The following is a 21,910-nucleotide window of genomic DNA, read 5'->3' as shown; positions in this document are numbered from 1 at the left end:
CCACCAATGTTTCACGTGAATCATTTTCCTATGCAGAATTCCGAGAAGATCACGCCCAGCAAATCTTCCACATCGACGCGGCCAGTAATGCGTCCAAGCGATGTTGTTGCGAGTCTCAAATATTCCGACCTTATCGCAAGGTCCATGGTCTCGGAATTGAGCGCATCACTAACATAGTTCAGCGTCTCTTCAAGTCGTTTTTTGTGCCGGGCGCGGGCAGGGACCAATGTCTGCGCAACACCAACCCTGCTTTCAATCTCTCGCTTGATCAATAAACGCAATTCGTCGAGACCAACGCCTTCCCTGGCGGAGATGGCGAGATCAAAAACAGCGTCAATTGTAGAAGAGGAAATCGCGGTTTTTGTCCGTAGATGCAAATGGCGAGCATTTTCCAGCGAAATGATCGATTGTTTCGGAGTCGAATCGTTATCTTGCAATATCAAAATAAGATCCGCGGTTTCCGCTGTCAGAACGGCCCGCCTTACACCTTCCTTTTCGACCACATCCTGCGTCTCCCGAATTCCGGCCGTATCGAATATGCGGACCAGGTAACCATCGAGATTAATATCAACGCTCAGCACGTCTCTGGTCGTACCAGCAATGTCAGTGACAATAGCAACGTCACGGCCGCTCAGAGCATTAAGAAGCGTGGACTTGCCAGCGTTAGGCTCTCCCACCAGCGCCACCTTGAACCCGTCACGAATTATCTCACTGCTTCCGCCGTTCTTGAGATGGCTGTTGATTTCACTATGAAGTTGCATCATCGCGTCCCACACCTGCGCGGCAACTGAATCCGGCACATCTTCCTCGTCGGCGAAATCCAGCTCCGCCTCGATCAGGGCGCGAGCACGCGTCAACCGGCCTGCCCAGCCATCGTAGAGCGCTGACAGCTTACCAGTGCTCTGCTCAACCGCCAGACGCCGCTGCATCTCCGTTTCAGCCTGCAGCAGATCCGCCAGACCTTCGATCTCGAGAAGATCCATCTTGCCGTTTTCAAACGCTCGGCGGGAGAACTCGCCGGCATCCGCCGGCCGAAATCCTTCGAGCAGTTCGAGCTCGGCAAAAATTGATGCGACAACCGCGCGGCTTCCGTGGCTGTGGATTTCGATGCAGTTCTCACCCGTGAAGGAATTTGGTGCAGGGAAAACAATCATCAGCGCCTGGTCGATGATCTCATTGTTTCGGTTTCGAATCGAACATAGAACCGCCTGCCGCGGTGCGGGAAGGTCACGACCGGTCAACGTGACAAAGGCTTCGAAAGCGCCGGGCCCACTGATCCTGATAATTGCGACGCCGGCCGGCAATGCTCCACTGGAGAGCGCATAAATGGTATCGGCGGAAGCTGGCATCATTCACCTCGGTTAAAACAGTCAAGCCGCATCCGAATGAACGGATGCGGCTTTAAAGCTTTGTCGATGGGACCGGTAAAACTCCGGATCAGGTATTCATCGATTCGAAGAAATCCGAATTGGTCTTGGTCTGCTTCAACTTGTCGATCAAGAACTCGATGGCATCCATCGTTCCCATCGGCGCGAGAATGCGGCGAAGCACGAAAATCTTCTGGAGATCCTGACGCGGCACGAGCAGGTCTTCCTTACGCGTACCGGACTTGAGAATATCGAGCGCCGGGAAGATACGCTTGTCAGCGACCTTACGGTCAAGCACGATTTCCGAGTTACCCGTACCCTTGAATTCTTCAAAGATGACTTCGTCCATGCGGCTGCCGGTGTCGATCAGCGCGGTCGCGATAATCGTCAGCGAACCACCTTCTTCGATGTTACGTGCGGCACCGAAGAAACGCTTCGGCCGCTGCAACGCGTTGGCATCCACACCACCGGTCAGGACCTTGCCGGAAGACGGAACGACCGTGTTATAAGCTCGGCCGAGGCGGGTGATGGAATCGAGCAGGATAACGACGTCGCGGCCATGTTCGACAAGGCGCTTCGCCTTTTCGATGACCATTTCGGCCACCTGGACGTGGCGTACAGCTGGTTCGTCGAAGGTTGACGACACCACCTCACCCTTGACCGAGCGCTGCATGTCGGTGACTTCTTCCGGACGTTCGTCGATCAGAAGAACGATCAGGTAACATTCAGGATGGTTAGCCGTGATGGAATGCGCGATGTTCTGCAAGAGAACAGTTTTACCGGTACGCGGCGGCGCGACGATCAATCCACGCTGGCCCTTGCCAAGTGGCGCGACCAGATCGATCACACGCGACGACAGATCCTTCGATGTCGGAAGCTCCAGCTCCATCTTGAACCGCTCATTCGGATAAAGCGGCGTCAGGTTATCGAAGTGAACCTTGTGACGGATCTTTTCAGGATCGTCAAAATTGATCGTGTTGACTTTGAGAAGCGCGAAATAACGTTCGCCTTCCTTGGGTCCACGGATCGGCCCCTCGACAGTATCGCCGGTCTTCAGAGAGAAACGGCGAATTTGCGAGGGCGAAATGTAGATATCGTCCGGACCCGGCAGATAATTTGCATTTGCGGACCGTAGAAAACCGAAACCGTCCTGCAGGACTTCAACGACGCCTTCGCCGATAATTTCGATGTCCTGGCTCGCGAGAACCTTGAGGATTGCGAACATAAGCTCCTGCTTGCGCATGGTGCTCGCATTTTCAACTTCCAGGGATTCAGCAAAAGTTAGCAAGTCGGTAGGCGATTTGCTCTTAAGTTCCTGAAGCTTCATTTCAGCCATGAAGGAAAGACCGTTTGATAATGTAATGTCGGGGGAGGGCGTGTTCGCGAATCAGATGCTGAGGGAGAAGCCGCAGATGACTGAATAATTCACATGCCACGAGATGAGTGGTCCGAAAATAGCGATTGAATAGGGCTACTGCAAGAGGAAAGCACGAATTCCGCGAAATTTATCGGTGCGACCTCTTAACCGAAGGGTTTCACAACCACAAGTATGACTATGAGGATCATCAGTACCGTCGGAACCTCGTTCATCAACCGCCAGTGACGGGCGGGCCTGATATTTTCATCCCGGGCGAACCGTTTGGCACTGCGGGTGAAATAGACGTGGGCGATGGTTAGTAGCACCACCAGTGCGATTTTCGCATGTAGCCAGCCGCCGGAAAAACCATAAACCGACCATGCGAGATAAAGCCCCAATATCCAGCTTATCATCATCGCCGGGTTCATGATGACCTTGATCAACCGCTGTTCCATCACCTTGAAGGTTTCGGATTGCTGCGAACCGGTGGGTGCATCGGTGTGGTAAATGAACAGGCGCGGCAGGTAAAAAATCGCCGCCATCCAGGAAATCACCGCGATGATATGAAGCGCCTTGATCCACAGATAGAGATCGGCCGGATCGGCGTAAAACAAAAGCGCGACAAAAGCGGCAAAGACACCGAGCGCCATACCTGCGCGAAGGGCAGCCCTGTTTCCTGAGCGGGCGGAGGTCTGCTTCTCGCCGCTCATGCCCCGGCTCCGCCGGCACGCACCCGCTGCACCAGCCTTGCAACGTTTTCCGGATCGGCCTGCGGCGTGATGCCATGGCCGAGATTGAAGATCAGCGGGCCCTGTCCCAGAGCCTGCAGCACAGCGTCGATACCGTCCTCCAGAGCCTTGCCACCCGCCACCATCAGCATGGGGTCCAGATTGCCCTGTACCGGGCCTTCCTTCTGCAAGTTCCTTGCGAAACCGAGTGGCACAGACCAGTCGAGGCCGATGGCGTCTGCGCCCGTTTTGCGGCGATAATCCTTCAAAAGATAACCGGCCCCCTTGGCAAAGGCGATGATCTTCGCGGAGGGGCGGCGAGCGCGCACCGAAGCGATGATACGGGCGACGGGTTTTACCGCATATTCCTCGAATTCCTTCTCGCCGAGCACCCCGGCCCAGGAATCGAAAATCTGCACCGCATCGGCCCCGGCATCAATCTGCGCCACAAGGTAGTCGGCGGAAACCTCAGCCAGCAAGGCAAGAAGCTTTTCCATGGCTGCCGGCTCCCGATAACCGAACAACCGCGCCGGCGCCTGATCAGGCGTTCCGTGGCCGGCAATCATGTAGGTTGCAACCGTCCAGGGCGCACCGCAAAAACCGAGAAGCGTCGTCTCATCCGGTAAGGTCTGGCGCAAGCGTGAGACGGTTTCGAAAACGGGCGAAAGATGCGCAATGACATTGCTCGCATCCAGCCTGTCGATGCCATCCGCGTCGATCGGATCCATGGCCGGACCCTTTCCCTCGCTGAAGGAAACATTGCGATCAAGCCCATCCGGTATCACCAGAATATCGGAAAAGAGGATAGCGGCATCAAGACCGAACCGGCGAATGGGCTGAAGGGTCACTTCGGTTGCCAGTTCGGGATTATAACAGAGATCGAGGAAACTGCCGGCGTTCTTTCGCGTTTCCCTGTACTCCGGAAGGTAACGCCCTGCCTGCCGCATCAGCCATATGGGCGGAGGTGTGACCGTCTGCCCGTTCAACACCTTTAAAACCTTACGCTCGCTCATGCCACCCAACTTCCAAAAAATAAAATCTAAGAGATTTAAAAGATTTTCTATTTCTTAGAGTCGGTGAGTAGCAAGGATTAAAATCTTTCCAGTCGATATGCCGCAGTCGGGTGTAAGCGCCAAGACCTAAACACGACATTTCATCACTTCATCGCAATAAATGGGATAATAGATATTTATATAATTTTTTCAGCTATTTAAGTTCTATCCTCTGAAGCCGTTGCCTGTGGATCATCTGTGGACAGTTTTGAACAAGTTCAGAGTTTCCAGACAATTCACAGGCATGCCTGATAGCAAGGACGCCACTTGCGGATTGTGGAAAAAACCCACTTTATCCACGAGGCGGCTCGGCCCGCGGAACAATTCGGAAGTTTGTCCCGGTTTATCAACAGCGAGAGAAAAACAGCGTGGAGAACAAAAAAAGTTTCTTCCATTTGCACCTGATTTCGGACTCAACCGGAGAGACTCTCATGTCGGCCGGTCGTGCCGTCTCGGCGCAGTTCCACGCTTCGATGCCGGTGGAACATGTTTATCCGATGATCAGGAACCAGAAGCAGCTCGCCCAGGTGGTGGATCTGATCGACAAGGAACCGGGCATCGTTCTTTATACGATCGTGGATCAGCAGCTGGCCGAGTTCCTGGATTTGCGCTGTCACGCGATCGGGGTGCCCTGCGTCAACGTCCTCGAGCCGATCATCGGCATTTTCCAGACCTATCTCGGCGCACCTTCGAGACGGCGGGTCGGGGCGCAGCACGCGCTGAACGCGGATTATTTCGCGCGGATCGAAGCGCTCAATTTTGCGATGGACCATGATGACGGGCAAATGCCGGAAAGCTATGACGAAGCCGATATCGTCATCATTGGGATCAGTCGAACGTCGAAAACACCGACAAGCATCTATCTCGCCAACAGAGGCATAAAGACCGCCAATATACCGGTCGTTCCAAACGTGCCGTTGCCGGAAAGCCTTTATGCCGCCACCCGTCCTTTGATCGTTGGTCTCGTCGCGACATCGGACCGCATATCGCAGGTACGTGAAAACCGGGAACTCGGCACGACCGGTGGATTTGACAGCGGGCGCTACACGGATCGCGCCACCATCATGGAAGAGCTGAAATATGCGCGTGCGCTCTGTGCCCGTAACAATTGGCCGCTGATCGATGTTACACGCCGCTCCATAGAGGAAACGGCCGCGGCAATCCTTGCCCTTCGCCCGAGGACACGATAATCCGGATCGCACCATTCGGAGCAGATAGTCGATGAAACAAGAGTTGATCCTCGCCTCGTCCAGCGCATCCCGTCAGATTTTGATGCGCAATGCGGGGCTGACCTTTTCGGCGATCCCGGCGGATATTGACGAGCGCGCGCTCGACGAGCAGCTGGAAAAAAATGGTGCAAAGCCGGAAGAGGTTGCGCTGGAACTGGCCAAGGCCAAGGCGCTCGCGGTAAGTGCCCTGCATCCGCAAGCACTCGTTCTTGGATGCGACCAGACGATGGCGCTCGGTGCCCGGGTGTACCACAAGCCAAAAACCATGGCCGAAGCCGAAGGACATCTGCTCTCATTATCCGGCAAGGTTCATCGATTGAACAGTGCAGCCGTTCTTGCCCGCAGGGGTGATGTCGTATGGCAGACGATCTCCAGTGCCGAACTTTCGGTGCGAAATTTGAGCGCCGAATTCGTCTCTCGCCACCTGCAACGCGTGGGTGAAAAGGCCTTGAGCAGTGTTGGTGCCTATCAGCTCGAGGGCGAAGGAATCCAGCTATTTACTTCGATAGAGGGGGATTATTTCACCATTCTCGGCCTGCCGCTTCTGCCTCTCTTAATGAAACTGCGCGACATGGATGTCATCGATGGCTGATTCACGTGAAACATTAACTATAAACGCCTTCGTTGTCGGTTATCCGATCAAGCACTCCCGGTCGCCGATCATCCATTCCTACTGGCTGAAGAAATTCGGGATACCCGGCTCCTATAGGGCAATAGAGGTTGCCCCCGATGACTTCCCCGATTTCATCACGGCACTAAAGAAACAGGGACGTGGTGCAGCGGTGGGTGGCAATGTCACCATTCCGCACAAGGAAGCGGCCTTTAAGTTGGCGGATAGTCCCGACGAGCTGGCGGAGGAACTGGGTGCAGCCAATACCGTCTGGATGGAAGAGGGCAGGCTGCATGCCACCAACACGGATGGCTATGGCTTCGTTTCCAATCTCGATGAGCGCCATCCTGGATGGGAGAAAACCGACCGGGCGGTGGTGTTCGGAGCCGGCGGTGCAAGCAGGGCCGTCGTTCAGTCGCTGCGGGACCGAGGCATTGCCGAAATCCATGTCCTGAACCGCACGGTCGAACGTGCCCGTGAAATGGCCGACCGTTTCGGTGCACGGGTTTTTTCTCATCCTCAGGGCGCGCTTCATGAAGTCATGCAGGACGCCGGGTTGTTTGTGAACACGACATCACTGGGTATGGACGGAACGGAAGCGCCCGAGATTGATTTTTCGCCGCTCGCTGCAAGTGCTGTTGTAACCGATATCGTCTATGTGCCGTTGAGAACCCCCATCCTCCAGATGGCGCAGACACAGGGTATTGCGACGGTCGATGGGCTTGGCATGCTCCTTCATCAGGCAAAACCCGGCTTTAAAAAATGGTTCGGCAAAACGCCGGAAGTTGATGACACTCTTCGTTCCCTCATCATTGAGGATATGGAGAAACATTGATGATCGTCATCGGTCTCACCGGCTCGATCGGAATGGGAAAAACGACCACGGCGAAACTGTTTGCCGCGGAAGGGATACCGGTTCTCGATTCTGATGCGGTTGTGCACGACCTCTATTCAGCAGAAGCCGTGCCGATGATCGAAGCCGCCTTTCCGGGCACGACCATTTCCGGCACGGTCGACCGTCTTGAACTCGGTAACATCCTCAGGGAGAATCCGGATAATTTTAGAAAGCTGGAAGCAATCGTCCATCCGCTTGTTCGTGAAAGACAGGAAGCTTTTCTCCGTAAGGCGAGAGAGGAAAATCAAAATTTCGCCGTTCTCGATATCCCGCTGCTGTTTGAAACCGGCGCGGAAACGAGGGTCGATAAAATAGTCGTTGTTAGTTGCGCGCCGGAAATACAGCGCCAGCGGGTTTTGTCCCGTCCCGGCATGACGGAAGAGAAATTCGAAATGATATTGGCCCGGCAAATGCCCGATGCCGAAAAGCGCCGGCGCGCCGATTTTATCATCGATAGCGGAAATGGTGTCGAAGCTGCACGGGATCAGGTAAGAGAAATTCTGCAGAGACTAAGTGCCGGTTCGGGCAACGGAGAGAAAAATGCGTGAGATCATTTTCGATACGGAAACCACAGGCCTTGAATCGAAACTGGACCGCGTGATCGAAATCGGCGGAATCGAGCTCAACAACCATTTTCCGACCGGCCGCACGTTGCATATTTATATCAACCCGGAAGATCGCAAGGTTCACCCGGACGCGCTTGCGGTGCACGGCATCACCGACGACTTCCTGAAAGACAAGCCGAAATTCGCCGAAGTCGTCGACGAAATCCGCGAATTTTTTGAAGGTGCCCGCTGGGTGGCGCATAATGCGACATTCGACATGGGTTTCATCAATGCGGAATTTGCCCGCCTCGGCATTGCGCCGGTCTCATCTGAATTGGTGACGGATACGCTTTCGCTTGCACGCCGCAAGCACCCGATGGGTCCGAATTCCCTCGACGCACTTTGCCGGCGTTACGGGATCGACAACTCCCACCGCACCAAACACGGCGCGCTTCTCGACTCCGAACTGCTCGCCGAAGTCTACATAGAAATGATTGGTGGGCGCCAGACAGCGCTCGGTTTCGGTTCCGGCTCCAAACAGCAAGCGGTCACTATCGAGGATGATGATGTCCCGCATGAGCCGTTGCAAAGGCCGCATCCTCTACCATCAAGACTGGATGCGGAGACCATCGCGGCACACGGCAAGCTCGTTCTCGGCATGGGCGACAAGGCGATCTGGAACCGTTACCAGAATTAAGCGCGCCTGGCGCTTAGATGCGCCGTTGAAAACTGACGAGAACCGTCAAATAAATAACCCGGGCGATGAACCCGGGTTGTGTTTTGTCTGAACTCTAAAAAGAGCGGCGTCGCGTGCAATTCAGTTCGGTACGGCCTGAACCTTGGCTCTGGCCTGTTCCTCGGCAACGCGCTGCGAAAACATCTGCGCGAAATCGATCGGATCGATCATCAGCGGCGGGAAGCCACCATTGCGAGTGACATCGGCGATGATCTGGCGTGCGAAGGGGAACAGCAGGCGCGGGCACTCAATGAACAGCACCGGCAGCATATGTTCCTGCGGGAAACCGGCAATGCGGAACACGCCGCCATAAACCAGCTCGGCTGCAAACAGAACCTTGTCGCCATCCTTGGCTTCGGCATTCAGCGTCAGCACAACGTCGAAATCCGAACCAGAAATCGGGTTTGCGTTGACATTGACATTGATGTTGATCGACGGCGCATTGTCACGAGCCTGAAGCGAACGAGGAGCACCCGGATTTTCGAAAGAAAGATCCTTGATGTACTGGGTAAGAATGTTGAGGGAAGGACTAACTGCGCCCTGTGCGCCATTTTCAGCGGTCATTACGTTTCCTCGCGGCGTGATTTCGTGGAAGGCGGTCTATCATTTCGACTTGAGCCTTACAACCCTCGTGCTCTCGCCTCTCTAACCCTTTGCCGTGCTTCAGGGTTTGGGCAGGTTGCGATCATCCGGCTTTTGGGACCAGGGAGAATCCTTGGGCCCTTCGCGGTGAAACTCTTCTTCGTCGAGGTCCACGACCTTGGAGCTACCCTTATTTCTCTGACCGTTGCTGAACCCGGAAAAGTCACCGGGTTGCGGCCCGGTCTGGCCGCCGGGTTGACCCGACTGGCGAAAAGAACCGGCCACGACGACGCGGGGTCCGAGGATATTCCAGAAAAAACGTCTCACCGTTTTCGACAGAAGCAGGAGACCGAGGATATCGGTGATGAAACCCGGGATGATCAGCAGGATGCCCGCCACGACACGCATGGCGCCATTGACCAGCTCATCGGCAGGCTGGGCGCCGGTACGACCTGCGGCCTGAAGATTTCTCACCATGCCGATGCCGCCGAGCCGCAGGATCAGCAACCCCAGAAACGACGTGAACAGGACGAGCGCCAATGTCAGCCACAGACCGATTGTCTTGCCGACGATGATGAAACCGGCAATTTCCAGGATTGGCATCATCAGGATGACAATGGGGAGAAAGGAAAAACGCATCTTCTAGCCTTGCGTGTGCATCTCTGGCAGATTGCCGGTCCCCGAGAACACCGATGATTGAATCTGCACATTTGAATGATGATAAGATGCAGACTATATGATGTTCAGGTTTTTGAATTTAAATGGCGGTTTTGGTAAAAGATGGGCTTTAGCGACTTTATCACATTGTTTTTTCTCGTTGCAGCGGTGCTGATCTTTCTTCAGCTGCGCAGCGTTCTTGGTCGCCGAACCGGCAATGAGAAGCCGCCATTCGACCCTTACACGCCGCGCGATGTCGCGAAAGGCCCCGTCACGGACGATAACAAGGTCGTGACCCTGCCCAAACGCTCTGAGGCGGAGGACGAAAACCGCTTTGCCGAGGCGGATGCTCTGGCACCCGTCGATACTGCCTTGAATACATCCCTGCGCGAGCTGATGACCAAGGACCCGACCTTCCGCCCCAAGGAATTCCTGAACGGCGCCCGCATGGCCTATGAGATGATCGTCATGGGTTTTGCCGATGGTGACCGCAAGACGTTGAAGAACCTTCTGTCGAAGGAAGTTTTCGACGGGTTCGAGGCGGCCATTTCCGAGCGGGAAAGTCGCGGCGAGGTGGTCAAGTCCACTTTCGTGGGAATAGAGAAGGCCGATATCACCCAGGCCGGTATCCGCGATTCCGAAGAGCAGATCACGCTCAGAATAGTCAGCCAGCTGATTTCGGCCACCTATGACAAGGATGGCAAGCTGGTGGACGGCGATCCCGATGCGGTTGCGGAAGTGGACGACATCTGGACCTTCTCGCGTGATGTCCGCTCGCGCGATCCCAACTGGAAGCTGATCGCCACTGAATCCGAGCAATGAATACGCCCTTTTCGTTCGAAGAAGTTTCTTTCGGTGATCTGCCGGGATGGCAGGAGGACGATCCGCGTAAGCTGTTTCCGGCGATGCGGACGATCCTGTCACATCTTCGGAATTCAAAACCCTACAGGACCGGCGCGCTGGGTCTCACCGCCGGCGAACTGGCCTCGCTTCTAGAACTGGCCGATGAGGAACAAGCGGATAGTCCCCAGCAGGCCCGCCGGTTTTTCGAGACGAATTGTGTACCTTTCAAAATTTCACCACCCGGCGGAAAACGCGGTTTTGTAACTGCCTTTTATGAACCGGAGCTTGAGGTATCGTCAGTCCGCGACGATGTCTGGAAGTATCCGGTCTACCGCCGCCCACCGGAGCTGGTGGATATCGATGACGAAAATCGCCCGAGCGGTTTTGATCCGTCCTATGCTTTTGGCAGAGAGGGCGAGGACGGCATTTCCTATTTTCCCGATCGCCGCGCGATCGACGAAGGATATCTGCAGGGCAGGGGGCTTGAGATTGCCTGGGCGAGATCGAAGGTCGATCTGTTTTTCGTCCACGTTCAGGGTGCTGCCCGTCTTCTGTTTCCTGATGGAGAGGTGAAACGCATCACCTATGCCGCCAAGGCCGGGCATCCGTTCTCGCCGATCGGTCGGTTGCTTCTGGATCGTGGGGAACTGGATCCGAAAACGATCTCGATGCAGACAATTCGCAAATGGCTCGCCGACCATCCGGATGAGGTGGATGGGGTGCTATGGCATAATCGCTCCTATATTTTTTTCCGGGAGGCTGATGTTGCCGGCCTGGATATGGGACCGATCGCCGCCGCCAAGGTGCCGCTGGTCGCCGGGCGGGCGCTTGCGGTGGACAGGCTCATCCACACCTTCGGTTTTCCCTTCTTTATCCATGCGCCGTCATTGACCCACCTGGATAATGGCAAGCCCTTCGCGCGGTTGATGCTGGCGCTAGATACCGGCTCGGCCATCGTTGGCCCGGCACGCGGCGACATTTTCACCGGCTCGGGTTTTGAAGCCGGGGAACTTGCAGGCACAGTGCGCAACGACGCCGATTTCTATATGCTGCTGCCGCATGTTGCTGCGAAAAGGTATCGGCGATGAAGGGCAGTCGAAAGCTTGGCAAGGAAGAACGCATTCTGTGGGGTAAGGTCGCAAGAACAGCCCGACCCATCTCCGGCAGGCTGGAGGATTTGCTGGCTTTCGACGATATCGAGGAAGCCGCGGCGGAACCTGTCGTCCCGCAAACGGCAAACGCCGTCTTCCCAAGGATGCTCGCGGAGCCGGTGGACGTTTCGCCCTTTACGCCGGACAAGAAGCCAAAAATTCATCAACCGATGGAAAAGCCGGTTAAGCGCAAGTTGACGCGCGGGCGGTTGCCGCTGGAAGGCCGTATCGATCTGCATGGCATGTTTCAGAGCGAAGCCCATGCGGTTCTGCTCGATTTTCTATTGCGGGCGCACGAACGGGGCCTCCGGCACGTGCTCGTCATCACCGGCAAGGGTCGCTCCATCGGCAGCGATGGTGCGCTGAAAAGGGCCGTGCCCATGTGGTTCGCCAAACCGGAATATCGTTACTTGATTTCATCCTACGAGGACGCATCCGCCAATCACGGCGGCGATGGCGCTCTCTATGTCCGGTTGGCGCGCCGCAAGGGTGAAAAATCATGACGCCCTTTGCAGAAGCCGTGCGGCTGCTTCGTGAGCGCAAGGGCGTGACTCAGAAGGAGATGGCAGCGGCAATCGGCGTTTCCCCCGCTTATCTCTCGGCACTGGAGCACGGCAAACGCGGCAAACCGAGCTTCGATCTCCTCCAGCGCATCGCCGGATATTTCAACATCATCTGGGATGAGGCGGAGGAATTGTTCTTTCTCGCCGGCTCCTCCGACCCCAAGGTGGCGATCGACACGGTCGGTCTGCCGCCGCAATATACGGCTTTTGCCAATCGGCTGGCGCGGGATATTCGCAAGCTGCCGCTGAGTGTGATAGAGGAACTGTCAGCGGTGCTACAAAAAAGCCGTTCTTGCGATTGAAACCCCTCTATCCCCTGCTTTATGCAGCGTTCTGAGGCATGTGGCCTTTGGGATTGAGTGTAGAATTTCTATAGTCGTATGTCGGATTTGAGTGATTCGCGGGCTTCAGGCCTTCTCACTGAAAACTTGGCCAGGAAATTTTGGAAAGAGTACTTATGACCGAAACATCGTCAAGCGAAGTCGGCGCCAACACTGAATACGGAGCCGATTCGATCAAGGTCCTGAAGGGTCTTGATGCTGTGCGCAAACGGCCCGGCATGTATATCGGCGATACCGATGACGGCTCCGGTCTGCATCACATGGTCTACGAGGTGGTTGACAACGCCATCGACGAGGCGCTTGCGGGTCATGCCGATCTGGTGACGGTGACGCTCAACGCCGATGGTTCGGTGACGGTAACGGACAACGGACGCGGCATTCCGACTGATATCCATTCTTCCGAAGGCGTTTCCGCCGCGGAAGTCATCATGACCCAGCTTCATGCGGGTGGAAAATTCGACCAGAACTCCTACAAGGTTTCCGGCGGTCTGCATGGCGTGGGCGTTTCGGTCGTAAATGCGCTCTCGGTTTGGCTGAAGCTCAGAATCCGCCGCAATGGCAAGCTGCACGAAATCGGCTTCACCCATGGGGTTGCCGATGCTCCGCTCTCGGTCATTGGCGAATATGAAGGCCGCTCTGGCACGGAAGTCACCTTCCTGGCGAGCCCCGACACCTTCACCATGACGGATTATGATTTTGGTACGCTGGAGCATCGCCTGCGCGAACTGGCGTTTTTGAATTCCGGTGTTCGTATCGTGCTCACCGACAAGCGTCATTCTGATATCAAACAGGAAGAGTTGCTCTACGATGGTGGTCTTGAAGCCTTCGTGCGTTATCTCGACCGGGCCAAGAAACCGCTGGTGGACAAGCCGGTCGCCATTCATGGCGAAAAGGACGGCATCACGGTTGAGGTCGCGCTCTGGTGGAACGACAGCTACCATGAAAATGTGCTCTGCTTCACCAACAACATTCCGCAGCGCGATGGCGGCACCCATATGGCTGGCTTCCGCGCGGCGCTCACGCGTCAGATGACATCCTATGCCGAGACTTCCGGCATCATGAAAAGGGAAAAGGTCAGCTTGCAGGGTGAGGACTGCCGCGAAGGACTGACTGCAATTCTTTCCGTCAAGGTTCCCGACCCCAAGTTTTCTTCGCAGACGAAGGACAAGCTCGTTTCGTCCGAAGTGCGCCCTGTCGTGGAAAGTCTCGTCAATGAGGCCCTGTCCACCTGGCTAGAGGAACATCCGTCCGACGCCAAGATTCTTGTCGGCAAGGTGGTGGAAGCGGCCATTGCCCGTGAAGCCGCCCGCAAGGCGCGCGAACTGACGCGCCGCAAGGGTGCGCTCGATATCGCCTCTCTGCCCGGCAAGCTCGCCGATTGTTCCGAACGCGATCCGGCGAAATCCGAACTCTTCCTCGTCGAGGGTGACTCCGCAGGCGGTTCGGCCAAGCAGGGCCGCTCGCGCGAAACGCAGGCCATCCTGCCGCTACGCGGTAAGATCCTGAACGTTGAGCGCGCCCGTTTCGACAAGATGCTGTCCAGCCAGGAAATAGGCACGCTGATTACCGCGCTCGGCACGTCGATTGGCAAGGACGAATTCAACGCAGACAAGCTGCGCTACCACAAGATCATCATCATGACGGATGCTGACGTTGATGGCGCCCACATTCGTACCCTGCTGTTGACCTTCTTCTTCCGCCAGATGCCGGAACTGATCGAGCGTGGCCATCTCTATATCGCCCAGCCGCCGCTTTATAAGGTGACGCGCGGCAAATCCGTGCAGTATCTCAAGGATGAGAAGGCGCTGGAAGAATATCTGATCTCGATGGGCATCGAGGATACGTCGCTGACGCTCGGCTCCGGCGAAGTACGCATCGGCGCTGACCTTCGTGAGGTCATTCTCGATGCGGTGCGCATGCGCACGCTGATCGACGGTCTGCATTCCCGCTACAGCCGTTCCATCGTGGAACAGGCCGCCATTGCCGGCGCCCTGAACCCCGAGCTTTCGGCCGATGCTGCCCGTGCCCAGGAAACCGTTGCCGAAGTGGCCCGGCGTCTGGACATGATCGCGGAAGAAACCGAACGCGGCTGGTCCGGCATGGTGCTCGAAGATGGCGGCTTGCGCTTCGAGCGCATGGTACGCGGTGTCAAGGAAATCTCGACGCTCGATATGGGCCTGATCGGTTCGGTCGATGCCCGTCATATCGATCAGCTCGCGGCCCGCACGCGCGATATTTACGTCACTCCGCCGGTTCTGCAACGCAAGGACGGCACTATGGAACTGGCCGGACCGCGTGCGCTTCTGGATGCTATTTTCGCCGCCGGCCGCAAGGGTCTTTCCATGCAGCGTTACAAGGGTCTCGGTGAAATGAACGCCGAGCAGCTGTGGGAAACCACACTCGACGCCAATGTACGTTCGCTGCTGCAGGTCAAGGTCAACGATGCGACGGATGCCGATGGTCTGTTTTCGCGCCTGATGGGCGATGAGGTGGAACCGCGCCGCGACTTCATTCAGGAAAATGCGCTCAGCGTTGCCAATCTCGACATTTAATCCTGTGGGACGTCTCGCGTGACGATTCACGTGAAACGAAACTTTAACGAAAGGCCCGGCGGTCAATTTCCGCCGGGCCTTTTGTCATCTGTGTTGTCGGATATCAATCGGCCTTGCCGGTGAACCGCCCCTTGAAAGCTACGTCCGAAAGGGGGAGGCGCTTGCTGGGTACTTCCCGTTCTGCCAGATCGTCAGGAAGAACAGCCTTGTCGGTCAATGTGCCGATAGCAACTGCGGCCTCCACCTTATATCCATCCGGAACATCAAGCTTTTCCACGATCTGGTCTTTAAATATGCCTGCCATGCCATGGGCGTGGTAACCGAGCAGATGCGCCTGCATGGCGAGTGAAAACCATGCCGCACCGGCATCGAAGGAATGGGTCGCTGAAGGCTTTTTCTCACCCTCTCGTGAAATATTGTAGTCGCGGGAAAGGACGAAGAGTAGGACCGAGGCATTTTTTGCCCAGCGCTGGTTTCCTTCCATCAGCAGTTCCACGAAGAGCGGCCAATCCTCGCTATCCTTGTGCGCGTAGACAAACCGCCACGGCTGCTGGTTGGATGCCGATGGCGCCCAATGCGCGGCATCGAGAATGGTCAGCAGATGCTCGTTTGGCATCGCATCTCCATCGAATGCGCGCGGAGACCAGCGATCGAGGAAGAGTGGATCGACGGGATATTCGGATTGCCGGGAATTGCTATTTGTCACGGGCGTGTCCTTTTGATTGTCGGGAGGGAAAAGGTATTTTTCGAAAGTCGAAGCAGTCAAGGGGTGACAAGTATGAATGTATCGTTCATATATGCATCACCTTGTCTGACAACCGGGAGAGAGTTCCATGAAATTGATGCGCGTTGGCCAGCCTGGCCAGGAAAAACCTGCGATCCTCGACGCGGAAGGAAAAGTCCGCGATCTGTCTGCTCATGTCAAAGACATCGGCGGTGAAGCCATTTCTCCGGAAGGCCTGAAGAAGATTGCCGCCATCGACCTCGGCACTCTTCCCGTTATCTCCGAAGAGCGCATTGGCGCTTGCGTTGCCGGAACCGGAAAATTCATCTGCATCGGCCTCAATTTCTCTGACCACGCCGCTGAAACCGGTGCGACCGTACCGCCGGAACCGGTCATTTTCATGAAGGCGACCTCGGCAATCGTCGGTCCGAACGATGACGTTGTCATTCCGCGCGGTTCTGAGAAGACCGACTGGGAAGTCGAACTCGGCGTCGTCATCGGCAAGACCGCGAAATATGTATCTGAGGCCGATGCTCTCGACTACGTCGCCGGTTATTGCGTTTCGCACGATGTTTCTGAGCGCGCGTTCCAGACGGAGCGTGCAGGACAGTGGACCAAGGGTAAATCCTGCGACACCTTCGGTCCGATCGGCCCCTGGCTGGTCACGAAGGACGAAATCACCGATCCGCAGAACCTCGGAATGTGGCTGAAGGTCAACGGCCAGACAATGCAGGACGGCTCCAGCAAGACCATGGTTTACGGCGTCGCGCATGTCGTTTCCTATCTCAGCCAGTTCATGTCTCTGCATCCCGGCGACGTCATTTCCACCGGCACGCCTCCGGGCGTCGGCATGGGCCAGAAGCCCCCGCGTTACCTCAAGACCGGCGATGTCGTTGAACTCGGCATTGAAGGCCTCGGTTCCCAGAAACAGACCTTCGTTGCCGACATCTGATTATCAACAAACGTTCAACTGAAATTGAGGCGCCGGAGGGAAACCACCGGCGCCTTCGATTTTGTGCAGTTGCGAAAAGCTGCTATGGTCAAAAAAAGAGCTTGATCCGCGAGGAGGCGTAATCAGTGTTCTACCACCTCTATGAAATGAACCATGCGGCGATGGCGCCACTGCGCGCCGGTGCAGATATGATGCGCCAGGCATGCAGCAATCCTTTGAACCCGCTTTCCAGCACCGCCTTCGGGCGAAGCCTCGATGCAGGCTTTGAGGTATTCGAGCGCCTGACGCGCCGTTACATCAAGCCGGAGTTCGGTCTGGCGACTACCACCGTCGATGACCGGACCGTTGCCGTCACTGAAGAGATCATCTGGTCGCGTCCCTTCTGCAATCTCGTTCATTTCAAAAAAGAACTCGATGCGGCCCGCAAACCAGATCCGAAGGTGCTGCTGGTGGCGCCTATGTCAGGCCACTACGCCACATTGCTGCGGGGAACGGTCGAGGCGTTGCTGCCATCGGCGGATATCTATATCACCGATTGGATCGATGCCCGCATGGTGCCAGTTACCGAAGGGACATTCGATCTTGACGATTACATCAGCTACGTCATCGATATGCTGCGCGAGATCGGGCCCGGCGCCCATGTGGTCGCCGTTTGTCAGCCCTCGGTTCCGGTTCTGGCCGCAGTGTCCCTGATGGAAGCCGATGGTGACGGTTTTGCGCCTGCATCCATGACGCTGATGGGCGGTCCGATCGATACGCGCATCAATCCCACGGCTGTCAACGGTCTGGCCACGGCCAAGCCAATCGAATGGTTCCGCGACAATGTCGTCATGCAGGTGCCGTGGCCGCAGCCGGCTTTTGGCCGGAATGTCTATCCCGGCTTCCTGCAATTATCCGGCTTCATGTCCATGAACCTCGACAAGCACATGACGGCACACAAGGATTTCTACCTGAACCTCGTCAAGAACGACGGCGATTCCGCTGAGAAGCATCGCGATTTTTACGATGAATATCTGGCCGTGATGGATTTGACGGCGGAGTTCTACCTGCAGACAGTGGAAACCGTCTTCATCGAACACGCGCTTCCCAAGGGAAACATGCAGCATAGGGGCAGGGCGGTCGATCCCGCTGCCATTCGTAACGTCGCGCTGTTCACCGTGGAAGGCGAAAACGACGATATTTCCGGTGTGGGCCAGACCAAAGCCGCACACGATCTTTGCCGGAACATCCCCGATGAAAAGCGTGGGCACTACATGCAGCCCGACGTCGGTCACTACGGCGTTTTCAACGGGTCGCGTTTCCGCAAGGAGATTGTGCCGCGCATGGTGGAATTCATCCGCAAGAACCAAACTGTCTAGCGCTGGAAGCTAGGCGATGCCGCGCATTTGCGTGGCCAAGCCGGTGTCGAATCGGCTATGAACAGTCCATGTTTTCGTTCCTCAGAAAATCCGTGAAGTCGCCGGCGCCGAAAAAGGTAGCGCCCAGCCAGCGCACCGTCGAGGTGGCTGGCCGTCATGTGCCCATTACGGTGAAGGAAAATCCGCGCGCCACGCGCATCACCTTGCGCATCGAACCCGGCGGCCGGGCCATGAAGCTGACGATCCCGATGGGGCTTCACCATGGCCAGGTGGATGATTTTCTCGAAAGGCATCAGGGTTGGATTGAAGGCAAGCTTTCGAAAATCACCCCAGATGACGGTTTGTGTCATGGTGCGTCGGTTGATATTCGCGGCGTATCCCATCGTATCCATCACACTGGCAGCCTGCGTGGCCTGACTCATATCTCCAAAGACGAGGACGGCACGGCGGTATTGAAAGTCAGCGGAGCGCCCGAACACCTGCGCAGACGGGTGGCCATGTTTTTGAAAAAGGAAGCGAAGGCTGATCTGGAGAGGCTTGTTGCGGTTCACGCGAGCGCGGCCGGAAAGCCAGTGCGATCCATCAGCATGAAGGACACCCGCAGCCGCTGGGGTTCGTGTTCCCATGATGGAAATCTGAGTTTCTCGTGGCGTATCGTCATGGCTCCGGAAAAGGTCATCGATTATCTCGCAGCCCACGAGGTTGCGCATCTGCGGGAAATGAACCACGGCCCGAAATTCTGGGCCCTGTGCGAAAAACTCTGCCCGCATACGCAGGAAGCCAAGGAATGGCTGAAGCGTCACGGCTCTAAACTCCACGCCATCGATTTTGATTGAAAGTGGAGGCGTGCATCGCCATCTGGATTCACGTGAAACATTCCATGGAAAACGGGTGCGATTTGGCTCGACTCTTGTCGCATTTCGTGTCAGGTCGCGGGTATGAAACCGGATATCAAGATTTGCGGATTGAAGACACCGGAAGCGCTGGAGCGTGCCGTCAGGCGCGGCGCCTCCCATGTCGGCTTTATTTTCTTTGAAAAGAGCCCCCGCAACATCGAGCCCGATATCGCCGGCAGGCTGGCAGAAGCCGCCCGTGGCGCCGCAAAGGTTGTCGCCGTTACCGTCAATGCCGACAATGATGATCTGGACGAGATCGTTGATCTGCTGAGACCGGATATTCTGCAATTGCACGGCAGTGAAAGCCCGGAGAGGGTGCTGAACATCAAAGCACTCTACGGCCTTCCGGTAATGAAGGCGCTTTCCGTTCGCGACGCCGCTGATCTTGCCAAGATTGATCCCTATATAGGTATAGCCGACCGTTTCCTGCTGGATGCCAAGGCGCCTGCGGGTTCCGATTTGCCGGGCGGCAACGGAGTATCCTTCGACTGGACCATCCTGCGCTCTCTTGACGGAAGTATCGATTACATGCTTTCCGGGGGATTGAACAAGGACAATGTCGCGGAGGCTCTGGCCGAAACCGGAGCTGGCGGACTGGATTTGTCGTCCGGTGTGGAGAGCGCGCCGGGCGTCAAGGATCTTGCGATGATTGATGCATTCTTCGATGTGGTGAATGATTGGTCGAAAGGCCCAAAGGGAGCTTGAAGTGAACGACGCGCCAACACCCAATTCTTTCCGCGCCGGTCCCGATGAGGACGGCCGTTTTGGCATTTACGGAGGCCGCTTCGTTGCCGAAACGCTGATGCCGCTCATTCTGGATTTGCAGGCGGAGTGGGACAAGGCAAAGACCGATCCCGAATTTCAGGCAGAACTCAAATATCTCGGCGCTCATTACACTGGCCGCCCGAGCCCGCTTTATTTCGCGGAACGCCTGACGGCCGAACTGGGCGGCGCCAAGATCTATTTCAAGCGCGAAGAGCTGAATCACACCGGCTCGCACAAGATCAACAATTGCCTTGGCCAGATCCTGCTTGCCAAGCGCATGGGCAAGACCCGTATCATTGCCGAAACCGGTGCCGGCCAGCACGGCGTTGCCTCGGCGACCGTCGCCGCACGCTTCGGCCTGCCCTGCGTCGTTTATATGGGCGCGACGGATGTTGCCCGTCAGGCGCCGAATGTTTTCCGCATGAAGCTTCTGGGCGCTGAGGTAAAGCCGGTAACGGCTGGCCACGGCACTCTGAAAGACGCCATGAACGAGGCGCTGCGCGATTGGGTTACCAATGTCGATGACACCTATTACCTGATCGGCACAGCTGCCGGCCCGCATCCCTATCCGGAAATGGTTCGCGATTTCCAGGCCGTCATCGGTGAGGAAGCAAAGGCACAGATGCTGGAGGCGGAGGGCCGTCTTCCGGATATGGTCATTGCGGCTGTTGGCGGTGGCTCGAATGCCATCGGCATCTTCCATCCTTTCCTTGATGACAAGAGTGTCCGTATCGTCGGCGTCGAGGCTGGCGGCAGGGGTCTTTCGGGTGAGGAGCATTGCGCTTCGATCACGGCCGGTTCGCCGGGGGTTCTGCACGGAAACCGCACCTACCTTCTTCAGGATGCGGATGGCCAGATCAAGGAAGGCCATTCCATCTCCGCAGGTCTCGATTATCCCGGCATCGGCCCTGAGCATTCCTGGCTGAACGATATCGGCCGCGTGGAATATGTACCGATCATGGACCACGAGGCGCTGGACGCCTTCCAGATGCTGACCCGCCTCGAAGGCATCATTCCCGCTCTGGAGCCAAGCCACGCGCTGGCAGAAGTCATCAAGCGCGCACCGAAGATGGGCAAGGATGAGATCATCCTGATGAATCTTTCGGGTCGTGGGGACAAGGATGTCCACACCGTCAGCAAGTTCCTCGGAATGGAAATGTAAGACCATGACTGCACGTATGGACAAGCGCTTTGCCGATCTGCGCGCTGAAAACCGCCCGGCTCTGATTACCTATTTCATGGGCGGCGACCCGGATTTCGAAACCTCGCTCGGCATCATGAAGGCACTGCCGGAAGCAGGCGCCGACGTTATCGAGCTCGGCATGCCGTTTTCCGACCCCATGGCGGATGGCCCGGCGATTCAGCTGGCAGGACAGCGCGCGCTGAAAGGCGGCCAGACGCTGAAAACCACGCTCGATCTCGCCCGCGAGTTCCGCAAGGAAGACGACGCGACCCCGATCGTGATGATGGGATATTACAATCCGATCTACATTTACGGCGTCGACAAATTTCTGGACGATGCGTTGGCGGCTGGCGTCGATGGTCTGATCGTGGTCGATCTGCCGCCTGAAATGGATGATGAGCTCTGCGTGCCCGCCTTGGCGCGCGGCGTGAATTTCATCCGTCTCGCCACGCCGACGACGGATGGCAAGCGCTTGCCGACCGTTCTTAAAAATACCTCAGGTTTCGTTTATTACGTATCGATGAACGGTATTACCGGTTCCGCACTGCCCGATCCCTCGTTGATCTCTGGCGCGGTCGGTCGTATCAAGGCGCATACGGAACTGCCGGTTTGCGTCGGTTTTGGTGTCAAGACGGCCGATCATGCCAAAGCGATCGGTGCCGTGGCGGATGGCGTGGTGGTCGGTTCGGCCATCGTCAACCAGATTGCCGGCAGTCTGACGAAGGACGGGCAGGCAACCGCCGATACCGTGCCATCCGTCACGACGCTGGTAAAAGGACTTTCAACGGGCGTGCGTGCGTCGCGCCTTGCCGCTGCGGAATAAG

General features: G+C 56.5%; 23 protein-coding genes. 16 read left to right on the top strand and 7 right to left on the bottom strand.

The window, feature by feature from the left end:
- Nucleotides 1-20: 20 nt before the first annotated feature.
- The 4 genes from mnmE to hemE all read right to left on the bottom strand — a co-directional run bounded on the left by mnmE (nucleotide 21) and on the right by hemE (nucleotide 4,465).
- Nucleotides 21-1,352 carry a tRNA uridine-5-carboxymethylaminomethyl(34) synthesis GTPase MnmE gene (gene mnmE / locus T18_RS14490; RefSeq protein ID WP_038492611.1) on the bottom strand — a complete coding sequence of 444 codons (1,332 nt, stop codon included), beginning with the start codon at nucleotides 1,350-1,352 and terminating at the stop codon, nucleotides 21-23.
- An 85-nt stretch (nucleotides 1,353-1,437) separates the two neighbouring features.
- Nucleotides 1,438-2,703, bottom strand: coding sequence for a transcription termination factor Rho (gene rho, locus T18_RS14485; protein ID WP_013637014.1), 1,266 nt, complete (start codon nucleotides 2,701-2,703; stop codon nucleotides 1,438-1,440).
- Nucleotides 2,704-2,888: 185 nt separating this feature from the next.
- Nucleotides 2,889-3,434, bottom strand: a complete 546-nt coding sequence (hemJ, locus tag T18_RS14480) for a protoporphyrinogen oxidase HemJ (protein WP_026330887.1) — start codon at nucleotides 3,432-3,434, stop codon at nucleotides 2,889-2,891.
- On the bottom strand, nucleotides 3,431-4,465 hold the full coding sequence (hemE, locus tag T18_RS14475) for a uroporphyrinogen decarboxylase (protein WP_038492613.1): 1,035 nt from the start codon (nucleotides 4,463-4,465) through the stop codon (nucleotides 3,431-3,433). Before hemE ends, hemJ begins: the two co-directional genes overlap by 4 nt.
- 407 nt (nucleotides 4,466-4,872) lie before the next feature.
- Here hemE and T18_RS14470 point away from each other — a divergent pair, with 407 nt between their 5' ends.
- From T18_RS14470 to dnaQ, 5 genes are read left to right on the top strand one after another with little or no spacing between them, the layout of a single operon-like run.
- Nucleotides 4,873-5,694: a pyruvate, water dikinase regulatory protein gene (locus T18_RS14470; protein ID WP_003516369.1), complete on the top strand. Its 822-nt coding sequence runs from the start codon at nucleotides 4,873-4,875 to the stop codon at nucleotides 5,692-5,694.
- 31 nt (nucleotides 5,695-5,725) lie between these two features.
- Entirely contained in the window at nucleotides 5,726-6,325 is a 600-nt protein-coding gene (locus T18_RS14465; RefSeq protein WP_038489200.1) for a Maf-like protein, read from the top strand.
- Nucleotides 6,318-7,178, top strand: coding sequence for a shikimate dehydrogenase (locus tag T18_RS14460; RefSeq protein WP_038489203.1), 861 nt, complete (start codon nucleotides 6,318-6,320; stop codon nucleotides 7,176-7,178). Before T18_RS14465 ends, T18_RS14460 begins: the two co-directional genes overlap by 8 nt.
- Nucleotides 7,178-7,786 (top strand): dephospho-CoA kinase, encoded by a 609-nt coding sequence (gene coaE, locus T18_RS14455; protein WP_038489206.1) that lies wholly within the window; start codon nucleotides 7,178-7,180, stop codon nucleotides 7,784-7,786. Before T18_RS14460 ends, coaE begins: the two co-directional genes overlap by 1 nt.
- Nucleotides 7,779-8,480, top strand: a complete 702-nt coding sequence (gene dnaQ / locus T18_RS14450) for a DNA polymerase III subunit epsilon (RefSeq protein WP_013635174.1) — start codon at nucleotides 7,779-7,781, stop codon at nucleotides 8,478-8,480. The genes coaE and dnaQ overlap by 8 nt, the downstream gene beginning before the upstream one ends.
- Nucleotides 8,481-8,600: 120 nt before the next feature.
- Here dnaQ and secB read toward each other — a convergent pair whose 3' ends face one another.
- Together secB and T18_RS14440 are read right to left on the bottom strand one after the other, a co-directional pair.
- Nucleotides 8,601-9,083 carry a protein-export chaperone SecB gene (secB, locus tag T18_RS14445; RefSeq protein WP_003516359.1) on the bottom strand — a complete coding sequence of 161 codons (483 nt, stop codon included), beginning with the start codon at nucleotides 9,081-9,083 and terminating at the stop codon, nucleotides 8,601-8,603.
- A 99-nt stretch (nucleotides 9,084-9,182) separates the two neighbouring features.
- A complete protein-coding gene (locus T18_RS14440) occupies nucleotides 9,183-9,740 on the bottom strand; it encodes an FxsA family protein (RefSeq protein ID WP_038489211.1) in 558 nt (185 codons plus the stop codon).
- Nucleotides 9,741-9,881: 141 nt separating this feature from the next.
- Here T18_RS14440 and T18_RS14435 point away from each other — a divergent pair, with 141 nt between their 5' ends.
- The 5 genes from T18_RS14435 (at nucleotide 9,882) to gyrB (ending at nucleotide 15,208) form a co-directional block, all read left to right on the top strand.
- Nucleotides 9,882-10,580, top strand: coding sequence for a Tim44/TimA family putative adaptor protein (locus T18_RS14435; protein WP_003516349.1), 699 nt, complete (start codon nucleotides 9,882-9,884; stop codon nucleotides 10,578-10,580).
- On the top strand, nucleotides 10,577-11,689 hold the full coding sequence (locus T18_RS14430) for a murein transglycosylase A (RefSeq protein ID WP_038489214.1): 1,113 nt from the start codon (nucleotides 10,577-10,579) through the stop codon (nucleotides 11,687-11,689). The genes T18_RS14435 and T18_RS14430 overlap by 4 nt, the downstream gene beginning before the upstream one ends.
- The gene (locus T18_RS14425) at nucleotides 11,686-12,255 is read left to right on the top strand and encodes a Smr/MutS family protein (RefSeq protein ID WP_013635178.1); all 570 of its coding nucleotides are present in this window, start codon (nucleotides 11,686-11,688) and stop codon (nucleotides 12,253-12,255) included. Before T18_RS14430 ends, T18_RS14425 begins: the two co-directional genes overlap by 4 nt.
- Complete coding sequence (locus T18_RS14420; RefSeq protein WP_003516346.1) at nucleotides 12,252-12,617, top strand: helix-turn-helix domain-containing protein; 366 nt, start codon at nucleotides 12,252-12,254, stop codon at nucleotides 12,615-12,617. Before T18_RS14425 ends, T18_RS14420 begins: the two co-directional genes overlap by 4 nt.
- A gap of 155 nt (nucleotides 12,618-12,772) precedes the next feature.
- Nucleotides 12,773-15,208: a DNA topoisomerase (ATP-hydrolyzing) subunit B gene (gene gyrB / locus T18_RS14415; RefSeq protein ID WP_003516345.1), complete on the top strand. Its 2,436-nt coding sequence runs from the start codon at nucleotides 12,773-12,775 to the stop codon at nucleotides 15,206-15,208.
- Between the two features lie 103 nt (nucleotides 15,209-15,311).
- Here gyrB and T18_RS14410 read toward each other — a convergent pair whose 3' ends face one another.
- Nucleotides 15,312-15,914 (bottom strand): nitroreductase family protein, encoded by a 603-nt coding sequence (locus T18_RS14410; RefSeq protein ID WP_038492616.1) that lies wholly within the window; start codon nucleotides 15,912-15,914, stop codon nucleotides 15,312-15,314.
- A 127-nt stretch (nucleotides 15,915-16,041) separates the two neighbouring features.
- Between T18_RS14410 and T18_RS14405 the strand changes: the two genes are divergently transcribed.
- The 6 genes from T18_RS14405 to trpA all read left to right on the top strand — a co-directional run bounded on the left by T18_RS14405 (nucleotide 16,042) and on the right by trpA (nucleotide 21,909).
- A complete protein-coding gene (locus tag T18_RS14405) occupies nucleotides 16,042-16,884 on the top strand; it encodes a fumarylacetoacetate hydrolase family protein (protein ID WP_038489218.1) in 843 nt (280 codons plus the stop codon).
- A gap of 125 nt (nucleotides 16,885-17,009) precedes the next feature.
- A complete protein-coding gene (locus T18_RS14400) occupies nucleotides 17,010-18,242 on the top strand; it encodes a polyhydroxyalkanoate depolymerase (RefSeq protein ID WP_038489221.1) in 1,233 nt (410 codons plus the stop codon).
- Nucleotides 18,243-18,310: 68 nt separating this feature from the next.
- Nucleotides 18,311-19,078: a M48 family metallopeptidase gene (locus tag T18_RS14395; RefSeq protein WP_038489224.1), complete on the top strand. Its 768-nt coding sequence runs from the start codon at nucleotides 18,311-18,313 to the stop codon at nucleotides 19,076-19,078.
- 102 nt (nucleotides 19,079-19,180) lie between these two features.
- Nucleotides 19,181-19,843, top strand: a complete 663-nt coding sequence (locus T18_RS14390) for a phosphoribosylanthranilate isomerase (RefSeq protein WP_038489227.1) — start codon at nucleotides 19,181-19,183, stop codon at nucleotides 19,841-19,843.
- A 1-nt stretch (nucleotide 19,844) separates the two neighbouring features.
- On the top strand, nucleotides 19,845-21,065 hold the full coding sequence (gene trpB / locus T18_RS14385) for a tryptophan synthase subunit beta (RefSeq protein ID WP_038489230.1): 1,221 nt from the start codon (nucleotides 19,845-19,847) through the stop codon (nucleotides 21,063-21,065).
- Between the two features lie 4 nt (nucleotides 21,066-21,069).
- Nucleotides 21,070-21,909 carry a tryptophan synthase subunit alpha gene (trpA, locus tag T18_RS14380; RefSeq protein ID WP_003516338.1) on the top strand — a complete coding sequence of 280 codons (840 nt, stop codon included), beginning with the start codon at nucleotides 21,070-21,072 and terminating at the stop codon, nucleotides 21,907-21,909.
- Nucleotide 21,910 lies beyond the last annotated feature (1 nt).

Source organism: Rhizobium sp. TBD182 (genome assembly GCF_001950375.1).
Classification (GTDB): Bacteria; Pseudomonadota; Alphaproteobacteria; order Rhizobiales; family Rhizobiaceae; genus Agrobacterium; species Agrobacterium tumefaciens.
Note: the sequence above shows the minus strand (reverse complement) of the source record. Positions and strands in the feature narration are given on the sequence as shown.

Excerpts from the sequence above, each read along its gene's own strand:
- mnmE (WP_038492611.1), bottom strand. The coding sequence starts at position 1,352 with ATGATGCCAGCTTCCGCCGATACCATTTATGCGCTCTCCAGTGGAGCA.
- rho (WP_013637014.1), bottom strand. The coding sequence starts at position 2,703 with ATGGCTGAAATGAAGCTTCAGGAACTTAAGAGCAAATCGCCTACCGAC.
- hemJ (WP_026330887.1), bottom strand. The coding sequence starts at position 3,434 with ATGAGCGGCGAGAAGCAGACCTCCGCCCGCTCAGGAAACAGGGCTGCC.
- hemE (WP_038492613.1), bottom strand. The coding sequence starts at position 4,465 with ATGAGCGAGCGTAAGGTTTTAAAGGTGTTGAACGGGCAGACGGTCACA.
- T18_RS14465 (WP_038489200.1), top strand. The coding sequence starts at position 5,726 with ATGAAACAAGAGTTGATCCTCGCCTCGTCCAGCGCATCCCGTCAGATT.
- T18_RS14460 (WP_038489203.1), top strand. The coding sequence starts at position 6,318 with ATGGCTGATTCACGTGAAACATTAACTATAAACGCCTTCGTTGTCGGT.
- coaE (WP_038489206.1), top strand. The coding sequence starts at position 7,178 with ATGATCGTCATCGGTCTCACCGGCTCGATCGGAATGGGAAAAACGACC.
- dnaQ (WP_013635174.1), top strand. The coding sequence starts at position 7,779 with ATGCGTGAGATCATTTTCGATACGGAAACCACAGGCCTTGAATCGAAA.
- secB (WP_003516359.1), bottom strand. The coding sequence starts at position 9,083 with ATGACCGCTGAAAATGGCGCACAGGGCGCAGTTAGTCCTTCCCTCAAC.
- T18_RS14440 (WP_038489211.1), bottom strand. The coding sequence starts at position 9,740 with ATGCGTTTTTCCTTTCTCCCCATTGTCATCCTGATGATGCCAATCCTG.
- T18_RS14435 (WP_003516349.1), top strand. The coding sequence starts at position 9,882 with ATGGGCTTTAGCGACTTTATCACATTGTTTTTTCTCGTTGCAGCGGTG.
- T18_RS14430 (WP_038489214.1), top strand. The coding sequence starts at position 10,577 with ATGAATACGCCCTTTTCGTTCGAAGAAGTTTCTTTCGGTGATCTGCCG.
- T18_RS14425 (WP_013635178.1), top strand. The coding sequence starts at position 11,686 with ATGAAGGGCAGTCGAAAGCTTGGCAAGGAAGAACGCATTCTGTGGGGT.
- T18_RS14420 (WP_003516346.1), top strand. The coding sequence starts at position 12,252 with ATGACGCCCTTTGCAGAAGCCGTGCGGCTGCTTCGTGAGCGCAAGGGC.
- gyrB (WP_003516345.1), top strand. The coding sequence starts at position 12,773 with ATGACCGAAACATCGTCAAGCGAAGTCGGCGCCAACACTGAATACGGA.
- T18_RS14405 (WP_038489218.1), top strand. The coding sequence starts at position 16,042 with ATGAAATTGATGCGCGTTGGCCAGCCTGGCCAGGAAAAACCTGCGATC.
- T18_RS14395 (WP_038489224.1), top strand. The coding sequence starts at position 18,311 with ATGTTTTCGTTCCTCAGAAAATCCGTGAAGTCGCCGGCGCCGAAAAAG.
- T18_RS14390 (WP_038489227.1), top strand. The coding sequence starts at position 19,181 with ATGAAACCGGATATCAAGATTTGCGGATTGAAGACACCGGAAGCGCTG.
- trpA (WP_003516338.1), top strand. The coding sequence starts at position 21,070 with ATGACTGCACGTATGGACAAGCGCTTTGCCGATCTGCGCGCTGAAAAC.